Genomic DNA, 20118 nt, shown 5'->3' with positions numbered 1-20118 from the left:
GACGTGAGAGACATCAGAATGGCGGGTTCATGCCCGGAGGCAATTTGAACCGCCCTTTGCGGCGACCCTTTCCCCCGGGGGCAACACCAAACTGCTTCATCAGCTTGCGGGTCTGCTCGAACTGTTTCAATAGCTGGTTCACATCGGTGACTAGCACGCCGGCGCCCTTTGCGATCCGTTCCCGGCGTGACCCGTTGATGATCCTGGGATTAGCGCGCTCTTTGGCAGACATCGAATGGATAATGGCCGCGGTCCGGTCAAGTCCGCGCTCATCGATCTCAGTGTCAGCGAGTCCTTTGAGCTTGCCGACGCCAGGCATCATGTTGAGAAGACTTTCGAGACCGCCCATCTTCTTGACCTGGCGAAGTTGCGCGAGGAAGTCGTCGAACGTGAACTGCGAGGTCCTCAGGCGATGTTCGAGGTTCGCGGCCTCCTCGGCGTCAATGTTCTCTTGGGCCTTTTCAATGAGGGTCACCACGTCGCCCATGCCAAGAATTCGCTTGGCCATGCGATCAGGGTGGAATTGCTCAAGCGCGTCAAGTTTCTCGCCGGCGCTCGCGAACATGATGGGCTTGCCTGTCACCTTCTTGACCGACAGCGCCGCTCCACCCCGAGCGTCACCGTCAAGCTTTGAGATGATCACTCCATCGAAGGCGATCCGCTCTGCGAACGCGCTCGCGGCAAGAACCGCATCTTGACCTGTCATCGCATCGACGACCATGAGTATCTGATCAGGTCGGATCGTGTCACGTATCCGAGCGACCTCAGCCATCATTTCTTCGTCGACGTGGAGTCTTCCCGCTGTGTCCACGATGACGACATCCCTCAAGTGTTCTACCGCCGCCTTGACGCCGAGCGCGGCGATCTCGACGGGATCGCTGCCTTCACCACGGTACACGGGGATCTCGAGCTCACGTCCAAGAGCTTCAAGCTGATCGATGGCTGCGGGCCGGTAGACGTCACACGCAACGAGCATCGGACGACGCCCCTGCTTGCGCAGGAGGTTCGCGAGCTTGGCGCTGGCCGTGGTCTTGCCTGAGCCCTGCAGACCTACCACCATGACGATCGCGGGAATCCTTCCGGTCAGCGTGAGCTTCGCACCACCTCCGCCAAGAAGTGTGGTGAGTTCTTCGAGCACGATTCTCACAACCACCTGGCCCGGCGTGAGCGACGCTGTCACCTCGGCGCCGATCGCTCGTTCCCGGATGGCGGAGATAAACGATTTGACCACCATGAGGTTCACGTCGGCTTCGAGTAGCGCAACGCGAATCTCCCGCATCGCGGCGTCGACATCGGACTCGGTGAGGCGGCCTCTGCTAGAAAGGTTCGCGAAGATGGACTGGAGCCGGTCGCTCAGGTTCTGAAACATGGTGTCGCGCTACCTTTCAAGCGAGCTCGGGTGGGGTGATTAATCGTCTGCGCCCGGCGGCGTCCGCCCAGGCTAAGGTGGAGCGGAGATTCAGTCAACACGACCTATCCTGCCGATGGGCGCCCAGATCGCAATGACCCTGCCTAGAACCGCCTCGATCGGAGCCGGACCGTAAAACCGGCTGTCGTAGGATATGGGACGGTTATCCCCAAGCGTGAACACCGTGCCGGCGGGGACCTTTATCTCGCGGGTCGTAATGTCGTCTTGAGAGAGCAGCGTGGCGTACTCCCCCGGCTCCTGGGCTCCATTGACGATCGCCACGCCTCGCACCACGGCAATCGTGTCCCCCTCTATCGCGACTACGCGCTTTAAGAATTCTCGCTCCGGTCCGCCGCCGCGCGGGCGCGCCAGGACGAGCACAACGTCCCCCCGGCGCGGGGTGTCATACGCCTTGGTCACAAGGACGCGATCTCCGTGGCGCAAGGTGGGTTCCATAGAATCTCCGTCGACAAACGTCTGGTCAAACCACACGTTAAAGACGGCGGTCACTAGGATGAAGACGATCAGAAGCGGGACGATGATGCGCCGGGCGATGCGATCGCCGCGTCCGGGAGGGCCAAACACGACTATCCCTTTCCGATGAGCGCTCGCGCGTACTCCATCGCAACGAATGGCTTGAGATCGTCCGCGCCCTCTCCGACGCCAATTCGAATGATGGGAGTTGCGAGCTCTCTGGCTGCGGCGACCGCGATGCCGCCTTTCGCGGTACCGTCAAGTTTAGTGAGGATGATCGCGTCGAGATCGAGGGCGGCGTTGAACTCACGCGCCTGGACGAGTCCGTTCTGGCCGGTAGTTGCGTCCATCACAAGCACTACTCTAACTGGAGCTTCGCTCTCCCGGACGGTGACCCGGTGCACCTTCTGGAGTTCGCGCATAAGATCAGGAGAGGTATGAAGACGTCCCGCGGTGTCGATCAGCGTGAGGTCGGGGCGTTTGTCGTTCGCGGCGTTCACCGTGTCGAAGGCGACCGACGCCGGGTCTGCTCCCCTCGCGCGGCCGATCATGGGAACGCCCGCACGCCGTGCCCATATCTCGAGTTGTTCGACCGCGGCTGCACGGTACGTGTCTCCCGAGCCCAACAGGACCGACCGTCCGTTATCGACAGCTTCTCTTGCGAGCTTACCGACAGTGGTTGTCTTGCCCGTGCCGTTCACGCCAACCACAAGAACCACCACCGGAGACAGGTCAAGCGGGTCTTGGCCGCCCACGATGTCGACCTCACGCGCGAGTTCCTCGGCTAGGTGATCTATGACAGCGCTTGCGTCAGGAAGGGCGAGCCGAGCGGCTGCGTCTCGAAGACGTTGGACGGTTTCCGTGACGGCGAGTACGCCCATGTCGGAGGTGATGAGCGCGTCTTCGAGATCGGTCCAGAACTCCTCGTCCACGTCAGGGCCGCGGTTGAGGATGATGTTGATCTGTCCCTCAAGGCGCTCGCGGCTCTTGGTAAGCCCCTCCGAGATACGCTTATACCATGGCGTGGTCATCGGCGGACTCCTTGCCTGAAGCGGTGTCGAGGCGTTGACTGACTAGTTTGCTGACGCCCTCGGCCTGCATAGACACGCCGTAGAGGACGTCTGCCATCTCCATGGTGCGTCGCTGGTGGGTCACTATGACGAACTGGGTATGGTCGCGCATCGTATCGATGAATGATATGAAGCGACGCAGGTTGGTGTCATCGAGGGCCGCTTCGACTTCGTCGAGGATGTAGAAGGGGCACGGACGAGTCCGGTACACCGCGAACAGTAGCGCAAGGGCAGTGAGTGACTTCTCCCCACCGCTCATGAGCGACATCTTAGCGAGTTTCTTCCCACGTGGCTGGGCGATGACCTCGACGCCGGTACTCTCGGGATCGTCTGGGTCTGTCAGCGAAAGCGAGGCGTGACCGCCCGGGAACAACACCGCAAAGACCTCCTGGAAGTGCGAGTCTACCTGTTCAAACGTCTCAAAGAACCGTTCGCGTATCTTGCGCTCTATCGCCGCGGCGACCTTCTGGAGAGCCTGACGGCTTCCTGTGAGGTCATCGATCTGTTCCGCCATGCTCTCGCGACGCGACTGAAGCGCTTCGTACTCGTGTGTCGCTATCGGGTTCACGGGCCCCATGTTTTCGAGCCGTTTGCGGAGACGGTGCAGCGCGTCCCCGGCAGCGGAACGATCGACGAGCGGCTCAGATTCAAGCGCGCGTTCTATCGGGGTCTTGAGCTCATCGACGATCCGGGAGACCGCAGTGTTCACCTGAACTTCGAGGCGCCCTTTTTCGACCCTGATCTCGCCGATGGCAAGCGACTTGGTATCCACCATCGAGTGGAGATCACGGACCGCTTCTTGCACCTCGCGGACGGCGGAGCGCAACGATTCGGAGTCTGCCTGTTCGAAGTGGGCGCGGTCGCGAAGCTTGTACGCCCAGTGCTCGGCTCGCTCAAGGAGCGCCGAATACAGGTCGTGTACCGGCTGGATCCGTTCACGCAGCAGTTCGAGCGCGGCCTCGGCGGATTGCGACTGCTCCAGGGTGCGTTCAAGCTCAGCGAGCTCCGCGCCGATCGCCGATATCTGCCGCTTGAGGTGGATCTCCCGCTCCGAGGTCGTGGCGATGTCGACTTGGCACGTCGCGAGACGCTCGCCGATTGTACTTTCGTCCCTCAGCCGCCGCTCGCGAAGTTCCCGCTCGCTTGCGGCACGCTCCTCGAGCTCGTCAATGAGTATCGACATGCCACCAAGGCGGTTCCGGAGTGTCGCGAGTGATGGAGCTTCCTTCTCGGCACGGTGGGCAATCTCAGCGGAACGGCTCTCAGTTGCGTGGATCTCGGCGTCGAGTGTGGTGAGCTGGGTCTCGAGCCTCGCGGCGTCTTCCCGGACTGAGTCTGTCTCGCCAGCCAGGTGTGCAATCTTCTGGCCAAGTTCGAGCGCGTCTTGTTGGGCCGCCGCGAGCGCCTCTTCGGCACCGGACACCTGCGCTTCAGCATCGCCGACCGAAATCTCCAGACCCGCGAGGTCACCCTCAAGCTCTGAGATACGACGCTTGCGCGTGAGCACTCCCGCACCGTCGGTCGACATTACGCGACCGACTGTCACCTTGCCGCTCGGCCACACGATCGCGCCGTCTGCGGTGGCGAAGCGGCGACCCTCTGTGTCACGTGAGGCGTGACGGACAGCGTCCCCGATGCTCTCGGTGATGACCACATCGCCGAGAAGCGCGTTCAGTGCGCTGCGGACGTGCGGATCGCATTCGATATGATCGACGAGTCGCACGCTGCCGTGCGGAGGCGCGCTGTACTCGCGGCTCGCGCGGGCGGTCACCGGCACGAGGGTAAGTTCGCCGTCTGTGGCGCCTCGGGCGGCCTCGGCGATCACGGCTGCGGCGTCCACGTCTTCGACGAGCAGGGCGTACAGGTCCGTGCCGAGAAGGTGTTCTACAGCCATCTCGTACCGCTCGGCGGTGCGCACGCTCTCAGCGAGCGTCCCAGTCACGCCGGCAAGTTCGCGGCCTTTCGCGAGCGCCCATGCGAGCGCGGGGGATGCGGACTCAAACGCGCGGTCTATCTCTTCTAACGCCCGCATCTCAGCGCGAGCGGCCGCAAGGGAGTCTCGGCGAGCGGCCAGGTCCTTCCGGCGGCTCTCAAGGATCCGTACTCGCTTGTCGACATCGACCTCGGCGAGTGCGCGGTGCTTGCGAGCCATGATGAGCTCGCCGTCAAGGTGCTCTAGGCGCGTGCGGCGCGCTGACAATGCCGCTACCAGTGCGGATTGTTGAGTGGCCATGCTTTCTGCGCGTTCGGTGAGCAGATTGTGTTCGAGGGTCAGCGAAGATAACGCTTGTTCGAGGGCGGATACCTCGGCCCGTCCGTCTTCTAGCTCCTTGCGTGCGCGACGAATCTCAGCGGTGACCGCGGCGACGCTCTCGTCAGCGGCCATGCGTTCTTTGCGCGCGGTCTCGGACTCCCGGCGCAGCTCGCCAAGGGTGGAGTAGTGGGCGCGAAGCTGTGCGTCGGTCTCCATGCGCAATGCGGTGAGATTTTCCAGCTCGCCGGAGCGGGCGGCCACACGGCTCTGAGCCTGGTGGAGTTTTTGTCTCAGGTCGGAAAGGCGCTCGACGAGGTTCTTCCCCTTCTCCTCCAGCAACAGGAGTCCGGAGTTGATGCGTTCGAGCACCGACTGGAGGCGTCGGCGCTGTTCTGAAAGGTCGCCGACGAACAGCCCCTTCTCCTCAAGGAGCGACTGGAATTTCTCAAGTTCCCGTTCCTTTTCTGAGAGGCGGTATCTGGTCAGCTCGATCTCGGCGTCTTGTTCGCGCTCGCGCTTATCGAGAGCGGACCACTCCGCCTTGAGGGAGCGCAAGCCGTCGACCGCGTACGCGACCTCTAGCTCCTTAAGCTCAGCGGCGATCTCGGCGTGCTGAGCCGCTTGGACCGCTTGCCGCTTGAGGGGCTTGAGCTGGCGATCGATCTCAGCGGCGATATCACGGGCGCGCTCGACGTGGGCGTCCATCGCCGAGAGTCTGCGAAGAGCCCGGTCACGGCGCTTCTTGTGCTTAAGAACGCCAGCCGCCTCCTCGATGAGCGCGCGTCTGTCTTCCGGTCGCGAGTTTAAGACCTCGTCAAGACGTCCCTGGCTGATGATCGAGTGGGTATCTCGGCCAAGACCGCTGTCGTGCAACAACTCATGGACGTCCATGAGGCGGCACGGAGTTTGGTTGATGAGGTACTCGCTCTCCCCGCTCCGGTACATGCGGCGCGTGATTGTGACCTCGTTGAACTCGAGCGGCAGTGTGCCATCTGAGTTGTCGAGCACGAGATCGACCTCAGCGATTCCCACCGGTTGTCTTGCCGATGAGCCCGCGAAGATGACGTCTTCCATCACCTGGCCGCGAAGAGTCTTTGCGGACTGCTCTCCTAATACCCACAAGACCGCGTCGGAGATGTTGGACTTGCCCGAACCGTTTGGTCCCACGACTACCGTGACGCCAGGCTCGAAGTCCAGCGAGGTCTTATCGGCGAAGGACTTGAATCCCTTCAATATGAGCGAACGCAGGTGCACGTGCGGGCCTCTCGGGATCGTTGCTCTTCGACCGGTTCGCGTGCGCTCGAATCAGGCGGCGAACGCGTGCGATTCTACCATACGGCGCGTGCCTCTTCTTGGCGCGAGGCTCCTTCTAACCGCGGGTATTGAGCTGATCGAGAGCCGCGGTTGCGGCGTTGGTCTCGGCGTCTCGCTTCGATCTTCCGGTTCCCCGTCCGAGGACACGGTCGAAAAGGGTGACTTCCGCGGTGAACGTTCTGGCGTGCGGCGGACCGTCTATGGCGACGGTGTGGTAGGCCGGAACCGTGCCACGCGCCTGAGCGATCTCCTGCAGTCTCGACTTGGGATGCTCGATCGTGAGCGCGTCGAAGCCCTCGGGAGTGATCGAGTCGCCGATACTTTCGACAACGAAACGGCGGGCGGCGTCGAGCCCTCCGTCGAGGTAAATAGCCGCGACCAGTGCTTCATACACGTCCTCGAGCGCCGAGGGCAGCGCGCGCTCGCTGTCACGGGCGTGAGTGGGTCCTAAGACGATCCGTTCCGCGAAGCCGAGTCTGCGGGCGGTCGCTACCAGGGCGGAGTGTGACACGACAGAAGCTTTGAGTTTGGTCATCGTGCCCTCGTCAAGCTCAGGAAGGCGAGTATAGATCTCGTCGGCCACTATCAGTCCGAGCACTGCGTCGCCGAGAAACTCGAGCCGCTCGTAGTCAGCGCGTCCTCGCGGGCCGGAGTCAAGTGAGGGGTGAGTGAACGCGCGAGCGAGAAGGCGGCGATCGGAGAAGCGGTATCCGATCGTGTGCTCCACCTGCGCGAGGCGGGACTTGCTCATCGTTTTGGGCGGGGCGCCATCAGTGTCCGTCACGGGGAAATCACCCCCGCGCGAACAGCACGGTGGCGTTGTGGCCGCCAAACCCGAAGGAGTTACTGAGAGCGGAGTCGATTGAGTGCGTTCGAGCCTCATTCGGGACGTAGTCGAGGTCACACAGCGGATCGGGGTCGTGCAGGTTGATCGTGGGGGGCAGGAAGCCGCGGTCGATCGCGAGAACGCACGCGACAGCTTCAAGCGCTCCCGCACCGCCCAGGAGATGACCCGTCATCGACTTTGTGGACGACACGGGGGGCACGGCTCGGCCAAAGACCCCTTTGATCGCTCCGGTTTCGGCGATATCGCCCAGTTGCGTCGACGTTCCATGGGCGTTGATGTAACCGACATCGGCGGGCGCCATGTGTGCTTGGTTGAGCGCCGAGAGCATCGCTCGGCGAGCACCGTCACCGTCTGGCGCTGGCGCGGTGATATGGTGGGCGTCGGCGCTCGCTCCGTAACCGACAAGTTCGCAGTAGACACGAGCGCCCCGTGCACGAGCGTGTTCGAGCTCCTCAAGGATGAGGATGCCACCGCCCTCGCCCATGACGAATCCGTCACGTCCCGCGTCGAACGGGCGGGAGGCGGAGGGCGGATCGTCGTTGCGCGTCGAAAGCGCACGGGCCGCGCAGAAGCCTGCGAGGCCGAGAGGCGTGACGCCGCAATCGAATCCGCCTGCGATCACGACATCGGCATCACCGCGGCGAATAACCTCGCCGGCTTCACCGATCGCGTGATTCCCGGTGGAGCACGCCGATACAGGCGCGTAGTTGATGCCCTTGGCGCCCCACTTGATCGAGATGTGACCCGCTGCGAGATCGACGATCATCATCGGAACGAGGAACGGGCTCACCTTGCCAGGTCCACGTTCGAGTAGCGTTGTGTGCTGCTCCTCGAGTGTCATGAGTCCGCCGATACCCGATCCGACTATCACACCGACGCGCTCGGGGTCGGAGTCTTCAGGCGACAGGTCGGCGTCTGCGATCGCCTCCGCCGCGGCGACCATCGCGAACTGCTGGAACCGTGACATTCGACGAGCCTCTTTGGAGTCGAGGACCAAAGTGGGATCGAAATCGGGAACCATGCACGCGAACCGTGTGGTGTACGCCGAGACGTCAAACGTGGTGATCGGGACGGCTCCAGATCGTCCTGCAAGGAGCCCTTCGGCAAAGGCCTCGACACTTGCACCGAGTGGGGACACCACTCCAATTCCAGTGATCGCTACCCTTCTCATCAGAGCTCTTTTCCTCCGGCGGCTTCGTTCCACTCCTGTTCGAGACGGTGCATGAGCTCCGCGACGGTCAAAATGTCGTGGATTCGCGCCACAGATGATCCCGCAAATACGAGCCCGTCTTTGACATCACCGTAGCGCGCCGCAAGAAGACGATCGATGATGCAATAGTCTCTACCGCACTTCTTCAGACACGAGACGCAACGCTCTATGGGCGGGTAGTCCCCGTTGTTGATACGCCGGGAAAACGGGTTATCAAGCGCACGTCCAGGTAGCCCGACGGGGCTTTTCACCAAGATCACGTCGCTGTCTGTGGCGTTGACGTACATCTGCTTGAACGCCTCGGGCGCAGATGACTCTACCGTGGCCGCAAATCTTGATCCCATCTGCACCCCGGCGGCGCCTGCGTCCATGGTGCGCTTGATGTCCGCTCCGGTCACAACTCCGCCCGCGCCTATTACGGGGATGTCGACCGCCGCCACGATCTCAGGAAGCAGTTCGAGCATCTCTCGATCGGTGCCTAGGTGTCCACCGGCTTCCACGCCCTCCACAATGACCGACGCCGCGCCGAACCGCTGCGACAAGGTGGCTACGCGGGCTGAGCCTACAATCGGGACGACAGGCACTCCTGCCTCAGCGGCCCACGCGAACACATCTCTGGAGAAGCCCGCACCGCACACGAGCAAGTCGGCGCCCGATTCGAGCGCCGCGGCGACGAGATCCTTAAAGACGCTCACGGCTACCATGATGTTCACGCCGACAACACCATCGGTGAGTCGCCGTGCTGCCCGGATCTCTTTGGAAAGCTCATCGGGTGTCAGGCCAGACCCGGCGATGAGTCCGATGCCCCCGGCCTGGGCAACCGCGGCGGCGAGCGGCGCCATCGAGATCCCAACTGCCATCCCCCCCTGGATTACGGGGAGACGTGAGGTCACGTTACCTATCGTGAGTGTGGGCATCTTGGCCAATGCTGTAAGTTCCTTGTCTGCCGGGTGGCTTTGTCAGATGGCGAGCGTTCGCCTGGTGAATGGTGAGACGCTCCCTCCCGGCCACACAGCGCCGGAAGGGAGCCCTGCACAGATGATCGCGCGCATCAGATCAGGCGTTTTCGACTACGTACTTCACCGCATCGCCCACGGTCTTGATTGCTTCAACATCCTCGTCGGGAATGGTGACGCCAAACTCTGACTCCAGAGCCATCACAAGCTCCACCAAGTCAAGAGAGTCGGCACCTAAGTCGTCGATGAACGACGCGTCTTCGAACACGTCGGACTCGTCGACGTTGAGTTGATCGACGATGACTTCTCTCGTCTTCTCTAAAACGGTATCTCTGTCCACTGACTGAACACCTCCTCCCTTGAAGGGTGTCGGGCACAGACGCACCCGCGGTCACTCTAGCCGAACGTCATGCCCCCGTCGATTGCGAGAACCTGACCGGTGATGTAACGGGCTTCATCGGACGCGAGAAACGAGACAGCGGCGGCGACGTCATCAGGCGTGCCAAAGCGCCTCATCGCGATCGAAGTGAGTGCGGCTTGGGACACCTTCTCAGAAAGTTGTGCCGTCATATCCGTCTCGATAAAGCCGGGTGCGACGGCGTTCACGCGTACCGCCCTGCTGCCAAGCTCGCGCGCGACCGCCATAGTCAGGCCGATGAGCCCGGCTTTTGAAGCCGCGTAATTTGCCTGCCCAGCGTTGCCGGTGATGCCGACGACCGAACTTACGTTGACGATGCTTCCCGACCGGGCTTTCATCATCACCGGTGCGGCGGCTCGCATCATCGAAAACGCGCCGGTGAGGTTTGTCTGAATGACGTCGTTCCAATCTGCGTCTGACATGCGGACGAGCAAACCGTCTCGGGTGATACCGGCGTTGTTCACCAGGATGTTGAGTGATCCGTACTCTTTGATGCACCGCGAAACAAGCTCACCGCACGCCGCAGGATCGGACACGTCGGCCCGCATGGCCGTCGCGTGGCCGCCGCCAGCTTCTATCGCCGAGACGACCGATATCGCAGCATCTCGGCTGCCAGCGTAATTCACCACAACGGTAGCGCCCTCCGCGGCGAGGCGAGTCGCGATAGCAGCACCAATGCCGCGCGAAGCGCCGGTGATAAGCGCGACGGATCCTGAGTGCCGACTCACCGCATGACCTCCTCAACGATGGTCTCGAGCTGCACGTGCTCCACAGATACGGCAGTGATCTTATCAACCTTGCGCGCAAGACCTGAAAGTACGGAACCAGGTCCTGCCTCTATAAGTGTGACAGGGTCGTACGAACGCATCTGAGTCATCGACTCGGTCCATCGCACGACACCAGCCATCTGAGCCTTCAGCGCCTCACGGATCACGTCGGCGTCAGTAGCTGGAGTGGGGCGGGTGTTTTGAATTACGGGGAATCTGGCGGTGCGGAACTCAGCGGCGTTGAGCAGCACGCTGAACTCAAGTGCGGCCGTTTTCATCAGGGGGGTGTGAAAAGGACCGGAGACGTCGAGGGCAAGAACGCGGCGAGCTCCGGCGGCTTCAAGCGCGGGTCGTGCGCGCGCAACCCCGTCGACGGTTCCAGAGATGACGACCTGTCCGGGAGCGTTGTCGTTTGCTACCCACACATCAGATAGGTCGGCGAGCGCCGATGTGGCCGCCTGGAGGTCCAGGCCTAAAACGGCGGCCATCGTCCCCGGGACGCTTTCGGTGGCCTCGGCCATCATTTTCGAACGTGCGCACACGAGCTCGAGTCCCGCTTCGACTGAGTAGACTTCGGCTACGGCAAGCGCGGCGAGTTCTCCGAGGCTGTGGCCAGCGAGCGCGACCGGTTCGAGTCCTACGTCGATGAGCGCGCGGCCCCACGCCCAATCACACAGGTAGAGGAGCGGCTGCGCGACACGAGTGTCGGTGAGATCGGAGAGCATTGCGTTGCTGGTCAGGCGATTCAGATCAAGACCGGTCAGTGCCTCGGCTGCATCGAGCAACCGGGGGAGATCGTCGCTCTCAGGCACCCTTGAAAACATTTGGGGATGCTGTGAACCCTGCCCGGGAAAGACAAATACGGCGTTCACGTCGTCACACACCGGCCTTTGAAGGAAGAGCCGATAGCCGTCCGATCACTGAGATCGCCTCAGTCATGAGCTCGTCTACGATCTCTGCCGCCGGCTGAACGCGGTCAACCATCGCCGATGCCTGCCCAGCCATGAGCGATCCCATCTCTAGGTCGCCCTGACACATGCACAAAGAGAGCTTGCCCGATCCGAGGGCTTCAATTTCCTCGGGTTTGTTGTCCCGGTCCAGTTCTACGAGCATCCTCGAAAGCTTGTTCTTAATGACACGCACGGGATGCCCTGTTGAGTAACCGGTCACCACCGTGTCCCGGTCACGGGCCTTGATGATGCGCTCCTTCACGTGTTGGTGGATCGTGCACTCGGTCGCACACATGAAGCGGGTACCGACTTGTACCGCTTCAGCGCCGAGCGCGAAGGCCGCCGCCACTCCCCGTCCGTCCGCGATGCCCCCCGCGGCGACGACAGGGATGTCAACCGCGTCGACAAGCTGAGGAATCAGCGCCATCGTTGTGAGTTCTCCGATGTGGCCGCCGGCCTCCATCCCCTCGCCGATGATCGCGTCGGCGCCGATTGCTTCAAGCCGCTTTGCAAGCGCGACGCTTGGGGCGATCGGAAGCACTCTGATTCCCCTGTCCTTGAACGCGGACATGTATTTGCCAGGGTTGCCGGCGCCGGTGGTGACCGCGTGTACTCCTTCGGCTAGGACCATCTCGACCAACTCATCGATGTGAGGGGTGAGAAGCATGAGGTTGACGCCAAACGGCTCGTCCGTGAGGGTTTTCGCGCGGCGAATCTGCTCGCGTAACAGGTCGGTAGGCATGTGACCTGCCCCAATCACGCCGAGTCCCCCAGCGTTGCTGACAGCCGCCGCAAGTTCGGCGGTGGCGGTCCACGCCATGCCGCCTTGGATAACCGGATGCTCGATGCCAAGAAGGGCGGTCACCCGGGTGGGCAGCGTCATGTCAGTTCTCCTCGGTGCGTAGGGGCTTGGTCCAGCGGACGATCGCGGCGCCCCACGTCAGTCCGGCACCGAAACCGACAAGGGCGATCCGGTCACCCGGTGCGATTCGCCCGCTAGTATACAGGTCGTCGAGAGCGAGGGGTATCGACGCGGCGGAGGTGTTGCCGGTCGTAGCAACGTTGCTAAATACCCGCTCGGCTGGCACGCCTAGACGCGAGGCGATCGTGTTCAGTATGCGCTGGTTGGCTTGGTGCGGGACGAGCCAATTGAGGTCGGCGACAGCAAGTCCGCTCGCCTCGAGCGCGCTCCTTGTGGCCGAGGGGATGGCCCCTACCGCGAACCGGAACACTTCGCTTCCGTTCATGAGCAGAAATCGCGAGCCCTCCCCTGTCTCCGCCACCGGTTCAGGTAACGCCGAGCCTCCCGCGGGTACCTTGAGCAGATCGGCGCCGCGGCCGTCGGATCCGAGCGAGATTCCGAGCACCCCTGGTTCGTCCGACGCTTCGAGCACGAGCGCTCCAGCTCCGTCTCCAAACAGCACACACGTGGCACGGTCCGTGAAATCGACGTGACGAGTGAGCGCATCCGCGCCTATGACGAGCACCCTGTCGACCCGCCCTGACTCAATGGCGGTTGCCGCTGAATGAAGCGCGAACACGAAGCCGGAACACGCCGCGTTGAGATCGTACGCGGGGCATGTGAGATTGAGTGCCGCTTGCACTAGACACGCGGTCGAGGGAAACATCATGTCCGGTGTGGACGTCCCGACCACGAGCAGGTCGATGTCGTCCGGGGTGCAGCCTGCGTCGTCACAAGCGCGCGAAGCCGCTCTCACCGCAAGATCCGAGGTCGCTTCCCCAGCGGCTACCACGCGACGCTCTCGTATGCCGGTCCGAGCAACGATCCACTCATCGGTGGTGTCAACGACCTGCTCGAGCTCGCTGTTGGTGAGCACCCGTTCGGGCAGGTACGAGCCGATGCCGGCGATACGGGCGTATCTGGTCACTATCCCAGGTTCTCCTCAACAGACATCGCGGGGGCCTTAGTGTCCGAGTAGTGTACACCACGCCGCGTGCGTGCGTTGAGGTATCGCTCCTTGCCAAAAAGCGTCGACCGCACCGGCACGGGCGTCACAAACTTTCGCGCGCGACCGCTCGCGTGATCGATCCAGTGAGATCCCCGGATACCGCAGTGGCGGCAACGTTTACAGCCGCCGCCACTGCGCGGGAACCGCTGGAGCCGTGTCCGATGATGCACACGCCACGGACACCGAGCAGCGGGGCGCCGCCGTACGTCTCGGGATCGAGCCGCTCCTTCAAACGCCTAAGCCCAGGAGCAAGCACCGCGGCGGCAAGTTTACGCGGAAGTGTGGCGGTCATCTCGGCCTTCAGTTGGCCCAGAAGTGTTTTCGATGCGCCTTCGAGCAGTTTGAGGGAGATGTTTCCAGTGAAGCCGTCCGTCACTATGACGTCGACAGCCCCGGATAGGATGTCTCGGCCCTCGATGTTGCCGACAAAACCGCTCAGGTGCTCGGCCATGAGCGCGTGGGCGTCGATGGCAAGCTGCGAGCCCTTGGACGGCTCCTCGCCGATGTTGAGGAGTGCGACGCGCGGGTTTGCGACTCCGAGAACCGTCTGTGCGTACGCGACTCCCATGTGCCCAAATGCGAGCAGGTGCTCAGGTTTGCACTCAGCGTTCGCGCCTGCGTCGAGGAGGACAGCGGGTGCGCCGGCAGTGGGGATGACCGTTGCGATCGCTGGCCGCGCCACACCGGGTATCCTGCCCATCACGAGGGTCGCCGCGGTCATGGCGGCACCTGTCGAGCCCGCCGAGAAGAAGGCGTCGGCCTCTCCGTCGCGTACGAGACGGCATCCTGCGACGATCGAGGAGTCCGGCTTGGCACGCACCGCGCTTGCCGGGTGCTCGTCCATCAAAATGATCTCGGTGGTGGGGTGCGCGATCACTCGCTCGCGTGCGGCGGCAAACGGTACAACCACTTCTTCAGGACCAGTAAGCACGATCTCAACGCCTGGCGTCGTGTCGTGGGCGATTTCCACGCCTCTTAGGATGTCTCCAGGCGCGCGGTCTCCACCTGCGGCATCAACCACAACGCGTATTCGCCGGACGTCGGTCATGCAATCTCTTTCGGCTCGCGACAGACGGGGCACCGGCTACGCACTACTGGGTGTCAATGACTTCCTTGCCGTCGTAGTATCCGCACTTGCCGCAAACCCGGTGCGGGAGTTTGGGTTCGTGACACTGTGAACACTTCGAGGCGGCAGGCGCACCGATCGCGTGGGTGGCACGGCGCGAATCGCGCACGGCGCGGGAGGTCTTCCTCTTAGGGACGGCCATAGAATCTCCTTCTTCATTCCCGGACGTTGTTATCGTCCGGAGTGTCTTCATCCGGGCAACACGATCGGTGTTGCACAGCGGGAAACTATAGCACAGTGCGCATCGCGCACCTACTCGGATGGCGTGACAGGATGCTTAAGATCCTTGAGGGCCGCGAAGGGATTCGCGGCCGCTTCTCCTGCCGTCACCTCACACGAGCAACGTTCGATATTGAGATCAGACCCGCAGGTGGGGCATATTCCCAGACACGATTCGTCGTGAACGGGAGCTAACGGCACTTCCAGGCGGATCGCGGACTCGATTGACGGCATTAGATCCACGCTTTCGCCAACAACGTCGCCCCAGTCCTCGTCGATATCGGTCAAGGGCGCAACGCTCGGAATGTTGAATCCGCCCTCAATTGCGCCCACTACAGTGAGAACGAACGGTTCCAGGCATCGCGAGCACTCTACCTTGGCGCTGGCGGTGACCGTGCCGGAAAGCACGAGTCCGATGTCTGTTCGCACCAGTCTCGCGCTTACCCGCGGCGGTTCTTCGAACACGAGAAGCGTGTCGCCGCACTCGACTTCGCCTAACGGGACTTCATCATCAACCTCGATCGAAGCACCTGGTTCCGAGAGTGCCGATGACACGTCGACAAGGAAGCTGTTCATCCCAGATTCATCCGTCCGCGTCTACTGACGTTGGCCGCCGCCGCCGGCCTTACCTTGGAGGCGGTCACGGCCACGTTGCACTGCTGTTAGAAGCTTTCCAAGATTCACTTCGAGGTTTGCGAGCATCTCGTCGGCGTAATCCTCGGCACCGAGCCTGATCTCGCGCTCCTTGGCGCGCGCATCGTCCATAATCGCTGCCGCCTGTTGCTCGGCTAGTTTCACGATCTCTTGGTCACTTGCGATAGAGCGCGCGCGATCGCGTGCGTCTTCCAGGATGCGGTTCGCTTCCTTCTCGGCTTCCTCGAGCATCTCCTGACGCTCTTTGACGATCCATCGTGCTTGCTTGATCTCGTCCGGGAACTGTGCCCGAATCTCGTCGACGATCTCGTAGACCTTCTCGGGATCGACAAGCTTTGAGCTGGAGAGCGGTAGCGAGCGTCCGCTGTCCACGAGTTCTTCGATCCTGTCGACCAAGGCCATGATATCCATGTATGTCCTCCCTTAACGGGACCGCGTGCGCCGCTCGGCAAGCGCTTCGCACACATTTGGCGGGACGAGACCTTCTACCGGTCCGCCATGGCGTGCGATCTCTTTTACCGCCGATGAGCTCAGGTACATGTACTCCGGTATCGCCATTATGAACATCGTCTCTACATCCGGCACGAGACGGTAGTTCAACTGCGCCATCTGGAACTCGCGCTCGAAGTCTGTCACGGCGCGCAACCCCTTAATGATGACAGAAGCGCCCGTCTCGGACGCGAAGTCAACCAAGAGGGTATCAAAAGGGCGGACCGATACGTTAGGAAGATGCGAAACGGCCCCGGAGATGAGCTCACACCGCTCGTCAATGGAGAAGAACGGTCCCCCGCCCTTATCTGGACTCAGGGCCACCGCTACAATCAGCTCATCGAGAAGAGCGGAGGCCCGCTCGATGATGTCGAGATGGCCGGAGGTGACGGGATCGAACGTTCCCGGACACACACCTCGCTTCACCGCGTGCTCTCCTCCCCTATCCACCGTGCGATCTCCGTCGTGGTCGATCCGTAGCGGTTCTCTTGCTCAAGTACACATCCTGCTGGCCATGCGACTTGCTCACCCGTGGCGCGCTCCCACACGATGAGTGCTTCGGGTGCGAGCAGTCCGCGTGCGGAGAGCTTCACGATAAGCGCCGTGACCTCGGCCTTGTTGATTCTATAGGGAGGGTCGAGAAAGAGCAACGCGAAAGGTGTATCGCCGAGGCGCCCGGTACGTGCGATGCCGAAGACATCAGCGGCGAGCACGCTCGTCTGTTCCGTGACACCGAGATCGGCGATGTTTCGATGTAGGGCGGAAAGCGCAAAACGGTCTGTCTCGCAGAAGGTCACATGTGACGCTCCCCTTGAGAGAGCCTCAAGCCCGAGAGCTCCCGATCCGGCGAACGCGTCAAGAACGCGTGCTTGGCCAAGATGAGTGCCGAGACGCGCAGTCAGGCTCGAAAACACTGCTTCGCGAACGCGGTCGGAGGTTGGACGCGTTTTCGAGTGATCAGGTGTCGCAAGACGTCTGCCACCAAGCAAGCCGGCAACGATCCTCATCGGGAAATCATCACCCGCTCTCCATCCATTCGACGACTCCTGCGAGCCGTCGCTCAACCTCTCGCCTAAGCGGGACGTGAGTGTCGTGGAGAAGGGCTGGGTCAGTGTCGACAAGCTCGAAAGCGTCGTGTCGCGCCGTCTGCAGAAGCTCAGCGTCATCAACGAGAGACGCGACCTGCAGGTGCGGCAGACCGTGCTGTGCGATACCGAGAAGCTGACCAGGCCCGCGTAACCGCAGATCCTGCTCCGCGAGCGCAAAACCGTCGTCGCTGTGTACGATCGCCTCCATGCGTGCGCGACCTTCAGCGGATTTTGGGTCCGCAAATAGCAGAACCTCCCCGGGTTTGATTCCTCGCCCCACGCGGCCGCGGAGCTGGTGAAGTTGCGCGAGCCCGAATCGCTCGGCATCTTCGATAAGCATGACCGTAGCGTTGGGCACATCGACGCCGACTTCGATGACGGTAGTGCTCACGAGCACATCAAGCTCACCAGCTTTGAAGGCGCGCATGGTTTCCAGGCGATTGCCGGGCCGCATCTTGCCGGTCAACACACCCACTCTCAGATCGCTGAATACCTCAGTTGCCAACCTCTGGGCCTCGCTCATCGCGGAGCGCGCGCTAACTGAGTCTGATTCCTCGATGAGCGGACAGACGACGTAGGCCTGCTGACCGTCTTTGACCGCGTTACGTATGGTCTCGTAGGAGTCAGCGCGGTGGGCCCGATCCACGAGTCGGGTTGTGATTCTCGGTGTACCGTCTCCGTGAGGCCGGGCACGCAGGTAAGAGGTGTCAAGATCGCCGAAGCGTGTGAGCGCTAGGGAGCGCGGAATCGGCGTGGCGGTCATCACTAGCATGTCGACCGCTTCACCCTTCTTGCGAAGGGCAAGACGTTGGCTCACGCCGAAGCGGTGTTGCTCATCAACGATCGCGAGGGTGAGACGGGGGAAGTCGATCCCTTCCTCGATCAGCGCATGCGTGCCAAAGACCACTTCAAGCTCACCTGAAGCGATGGCGGCACGCAGCTCGTTACGCCGCTTCGTGCCGGTGGAACCCGTTAGGAGTCCCCAGGTGATGCCGACCGCGTCAAGCAATGGTCCGACTTTCTCAGCGTATTGGACCGCAAGCACTTCTGTGGGGGCCATCATCGCAGCTTGCGTTGATGAGTCAGCGACGGCGGCGAGTGCGTGAGCGGCGACAATCGTCTTCCCGGTGCCAACATCACCGAGAAGGAGCCGGTTCATCACCCGCGCGGACGCAAGGTCACCAAGGATTTCGGCGATAGCGGTCTGCTGGTCGTGAGTCAACTTGAAGGGCAGCGTGTTCCCGAGACGGGAGAGGCGTTCACCTGTTGTGCGGTGCGCGTGGCCGCGGCGCTCATTGGTAAGGGCGTGTCTTCGCATCGCGAGGCCAAGTTGCAGGCAGAACAGTTCGTCGTAGGCAAGCCGTACGCGGGCAAGCCGTGTCTCGTCCATGCTCTGCGGAAAGTGCATCGCACGTATCGCTGCGCGCAGAGACATGAGGTCGTGGCGGATCCTGAGGTTGACGGGAAGGAAATCGGGCACATCGGCGTAGTCGTCTATCGCGGCGGCTACGAGTCGGCGAAGCCAGTTGACCGTGAGCCCTTCCGTGCTGCTGTGCACAGGGATGATCCTGCCAACGCGGTGTTCTTGCGATTCGTCATCGAGCTTCTCGACGAAAGGTGTGTTCATCCGGAACATGCCGTAGTCAAGTTCGACTTTGCCGGCAAGGGCGACTCTCTCGCCCTCCATGAAGCGGTTGGCCATCCACGGTTGGTTGAACCACACTCCAAGGATGGTGCCGGTGCCGTCGGAAACAGCTACCTCGACGATGCTGAGTCGAGGTCGGGGATGTTTACGGCGCACGTGGCGAACGGTGCCGACGATAGTGGTTTCGATGTCCTGGCGCAGCTTGACGAGAGGCAGCGTAGACGTCAGGTCGAGATACCTAAACGGCCAGTGGCGCACAAGGTCACCAACGGTGCTCACGCCCAGTCTGCCAAGCAGCTCCGCTCTGTCTGAGTCGACGAAACGGGCGTCAGTAACGGGACGCTCCCATGCCTTAAGGCGTTCGACGCGTCCTGCCGGGACCTCGGCACTCATGAGTCTGCGTTTAGCGTGTCGGGTGGTACGCGATGCCCACCGCGCGTGGTCCGCCGTACGTGCCGATTACCGCTCCCACACTTCCGATCGAGTCGAGCGTGTACCGCGCACCAGCTGCGTCGAGGGCCGCGCGAACATTCTCGGCAAGATCCGGTGCCGAGGCGCTGAGAATCGACAGGGTCATCGGTGTGGATGCGCTCTCCTCGGCGACTCGGGCAGCCAGTTCCGCTATCGCCTTTTTCAACCCTTTGACCTTCTTGTATGTTTCAATGGTTCCCTCAGCGTTGAACACAAGAATCGGTTTAATGTTGAGAATAGAGGCGGCCAGTCCCGCCGCCTTTCCGGCGCGCCCGCCCTTGACGAGGTACTCCAGTGTGTCAGGGATGAAGAAGAAGCTCGAGGTCTCGGCTGTGACTCGTGCGGCGTTCTCTATCTCGCCGGCGTCGCCGCCGGCGTCTCGCACTTTCACTGCGGCCTTCACGCACAGGGCCGTTGCCTGTGATACTCGCTTGGTGTCGACGATGCGTACAGGGACGGGCGAATCCGTCGACGCCATCGTCGCGGATTCAAACGTCCCGGATAACGCCGCGGTCAAGTGGATCGAGACGATCTCGGTGCAGCCTTGCTCGGCGAGGCTGCGATAGGCCGCAAGAAACTCCGCTGGAGACGGTTGCGAGGTCTTGGGTAGAGCGGGCGAGACCTGGAGCTTGCGGTAGAACTCATCCGGTGACAGGTCGATCCAGTCAAGGAATGACTCATCGCCAAACATCACCTTGAGCGGCACCATCTTCACGTCATGCTCGGCGAGCCACTCTGGTCCAAGGTCACACGTGCTGTCAGCGACGATTCCGATGCGTGTCATGACA

General features: G+C 62.0%; 20 protein-coding genes. All 20 read right to left on the bottom strand.

What is annotated here, in order from left to right; all coding sequences use genetic code 11:
* Window positions 1-13: 13 nt before the first annotated feature.
* The gene (gene ffh, locus KGZ40_06415; GenBank protein ID MBS3957143.1) at window positions 14-1369 is read right to left on the bottom strand and encodes a signal recognition particle protein; all 1356 of its coding nucleotides are present in this window, start codon (window positions 1367-1369) and stop codon (window positions 14-16) included.
* Window positions 1370-1459: 90 nt separating this feature from the next.
* A complete protein-coding gene (lepB, locus tag KGZ40_06410) occupies window positions 1460-1993 on the bottom strand; it encodes a signal peptidase I (protein ID MBS3957142.1) in 534 nt (177 codons plus the stop codon).
* 2 nt (window positions 1994-1995) lie between these two features.
* Window positions 1996-2913 carry a signal recognition particle-docking protein FtsY gene (ftsY, locus tag KGZ40_06405; GenBank protein MBS3957141.1) on the bottom strand — a complete coding sequence of 306 codons (918 nt, stop codon included), beginning with the start codon at window positions 2911-2913 and terminating at the stop codon, window positions 1996-1998.
* Window positions 2894-6460, bottom strand: coding sequence for a chromosome segregation protein SMC (gene smc, locus KGZ40_06400; GenBank protein ID MBS3957140.1), 3567 nt, complete (start codon window positions 6458-6460; stop codon window positions 2894-2896). The genes ftsY and smc overlap by 20 nt, the downstream gene beginning before the upstream one ends.
* Before the next feature lie 115 nt (window positions 6461-6575).
* The gene (gene rnc, locus KGZ40_06395) at window positions 6576-7304 is read right to left on the bottom strand and encodes a ribonuclease III (protein ID MBS3957139.1); all 729 of its coding nucleotides are present in this window, start codon (window positions 7302-7304) and stop codon (window positions 6576-6578) included.
* Window positions 7305-7311: 7 nt separating this feature from the next.
* Window positions 7312-8541 carry a beta-ketoacyl-ACP synthase II gene (gene fabF, locus KGZ40_06390; protein MBS3957138.1) on the bottom strand — a complete coding sequence of 410 codons (1230 nt, stop codon included), beginning with the start codon at window positions 8539-8541 and terminating at the stop codon, window positions 7312-7314.
* Window positions 8538-9494, bottom strand: coding sequence for a nitronate monooxygenase (locus tag KGZ40_06385; protein ID MBS3957137.1), 957 nt, complete (start codon window positions 9492-9494; stop codon window positions 8538-8540). The genes fabF and KGZ40_06385 overlap by 4 nt, the downstream gene beginning before the upstream one ends.
* 139 nt (window positions 9495-9633) lie before the next feature.
* On the bottom strand, window positions 9634-9873 hold the full coding sequence (locus KGZ40_06380) for an acyl carrier protein (protein ID MBS3957136.1): 240 nt from the start codon (window positions 9871-9873) through the stop codon (window positions 9634-9636).
* Window positions 9874-9929: 56 nt separating this feature from the next.
* A complete protein-coding gene (gene fabG, locus KGZ40_06375; GenBank protein MBS3957135.1) occupies window positions 9930-10679 on the bottom strand; it encodes a 3-oxoacyl-[acyl-carrier-protein] reductase in 750 nt (249 codons plus the stop codon).
* A complete protein-coding gene (locus tag KGZ40_06370) occupies window positions 10676-11590 on the bottom strand; it encodes an ACP S-malonyltransferase (GenBank protein ID MBS3957134.1) in 915 nt (304 codons plus the stop codon). The genes fabG and KGZ40_06370 overlap by 4 nt, the downstream gene beginning before the upstream one ends.
* 4 nt (window positions 11591-11594) lie before the next feature.
* Entirely contained in the window at window positions 11595-12551 is a 957-nt protein-coding gene (gene fabK / locus KGZ40_06365; GenBank protein MBS3957133.1) for an enoyl-[acyl-carrier-protein] reductase FabK, read from the bottom strand.
* Between the two features lies 1 nt (window position 12552).
* Window positions 12553-13560, bottom strand: a complete 1008-nt coding sequence (locus tag KGZ40_06360) for a ketoacyl-ACP synthase III (GenBank protein ID MBS3957132.1) — start codon at window positions 13558-13560, stop codon at window positions 12553-12555.
* 121 nt (window positions 13561-13681) lie between these two features.
* Window positions 13682-14686: a phosphate acyltransferase PlsX gene (gene plsX / locus KGZ40_06355; GenBank protein MBS3957131.1), complete on the bottom strand. Its 1005-nt coding sequence runs from the start codon at window positions 14684-14686 to the stop codon at window positions 13682-13684.
* Between the two features lie 43 nt (window positions 14687-14729).
* A complete protein-coding gene (gene rpmF, locus KGZ40_06350) occupies window positions 14730-14906 on the bottom strand; it encodes a 50S ribosomal protein L32 (GenBank protein ID MBS3957130.1) in 177 nt (58 codons plus the stop codon).
* 110 nt (window positions 14907-15016) lie between these two features.
* Window positions 15017-15559, bottom strand: a complete 543-nt coding sequence (locus KGZ40_06345; protein ID MBS3957129.1) for a DUF177 domain-containing protein — start codon at window positions 15557-15559, stop codon at window positions 15017-15019.
* Window positions 15560-15580: 21 nt separating this feature from the next.
* Window positions 15581-16048, bottom strand: a complete 468-nt coding sequence (locus KGZ40_06340) for an ATPase (protein ID MBS3957128.1) — start codon at window positions 16046-16048, stop codon at window positions 15581-15583.
* A 12-nt stretch (window positions 16049-16060) separates the two neighbouring features.
* Entirely contained in the window at window positions 16061-16552 is a 492-nt protein-coding gene (gene coaD, locus KGZ40_06335) for a pantetheine-phosphate adenylyltransferase (GenBank protein ID MBS3957127.1), read from the bottom strand.
* Complete coding sequence (gene rsmD / locus KGZ40_06330) at window positions 16549-17133, bottom strand: 16S rRNA (guanine(966)-N(2))-methyltransferase RsmD (protein MBS3957126.1); 585 nt, start codon at window positions 17131-17133, stop codon at window positions 16549-16551. The genes coaD and rsmD overlap by 4 nt, the downstream gene beginning before the upstream one ends.
* A 10-nt stretch (window positions 17134-17143) precedes the next feature.
* Entirely contained in the window at window positions 17144-19252 is a 2109-nt protein-coding gene (recG, locus tag KGZ40_06325; GenBank protein MBS3957125.1) for an ATP-dependent DNA helicase RecG, read from the bottom strand.
* 10 nt (window positions 19253-19262) lie between these two features.
* Entirely contained in the window at window positions 19263-20114 is an 852-nt protein-coding gene (locus tag KGZ40_06320) for a DegV family protein (protein MBS3957124.1), read from the bottom strand.
* Between the last annotated feature and the right edge of the window lie 4 nt (window positions 20115-20118).

Source organism: Clostridiales bacterium (assembly GCA_018333995.1).
GTDB lineage: Bacteria > Actinomycetota > Coriobacteriia > Anaerosomatales > SLCP01 > JAGXSG01.
The sequence above is the reverse complement of the archived record's forward strand: the minus strand, read 5'-3'. Positions and strand labels throughout refer to the sequence as shown.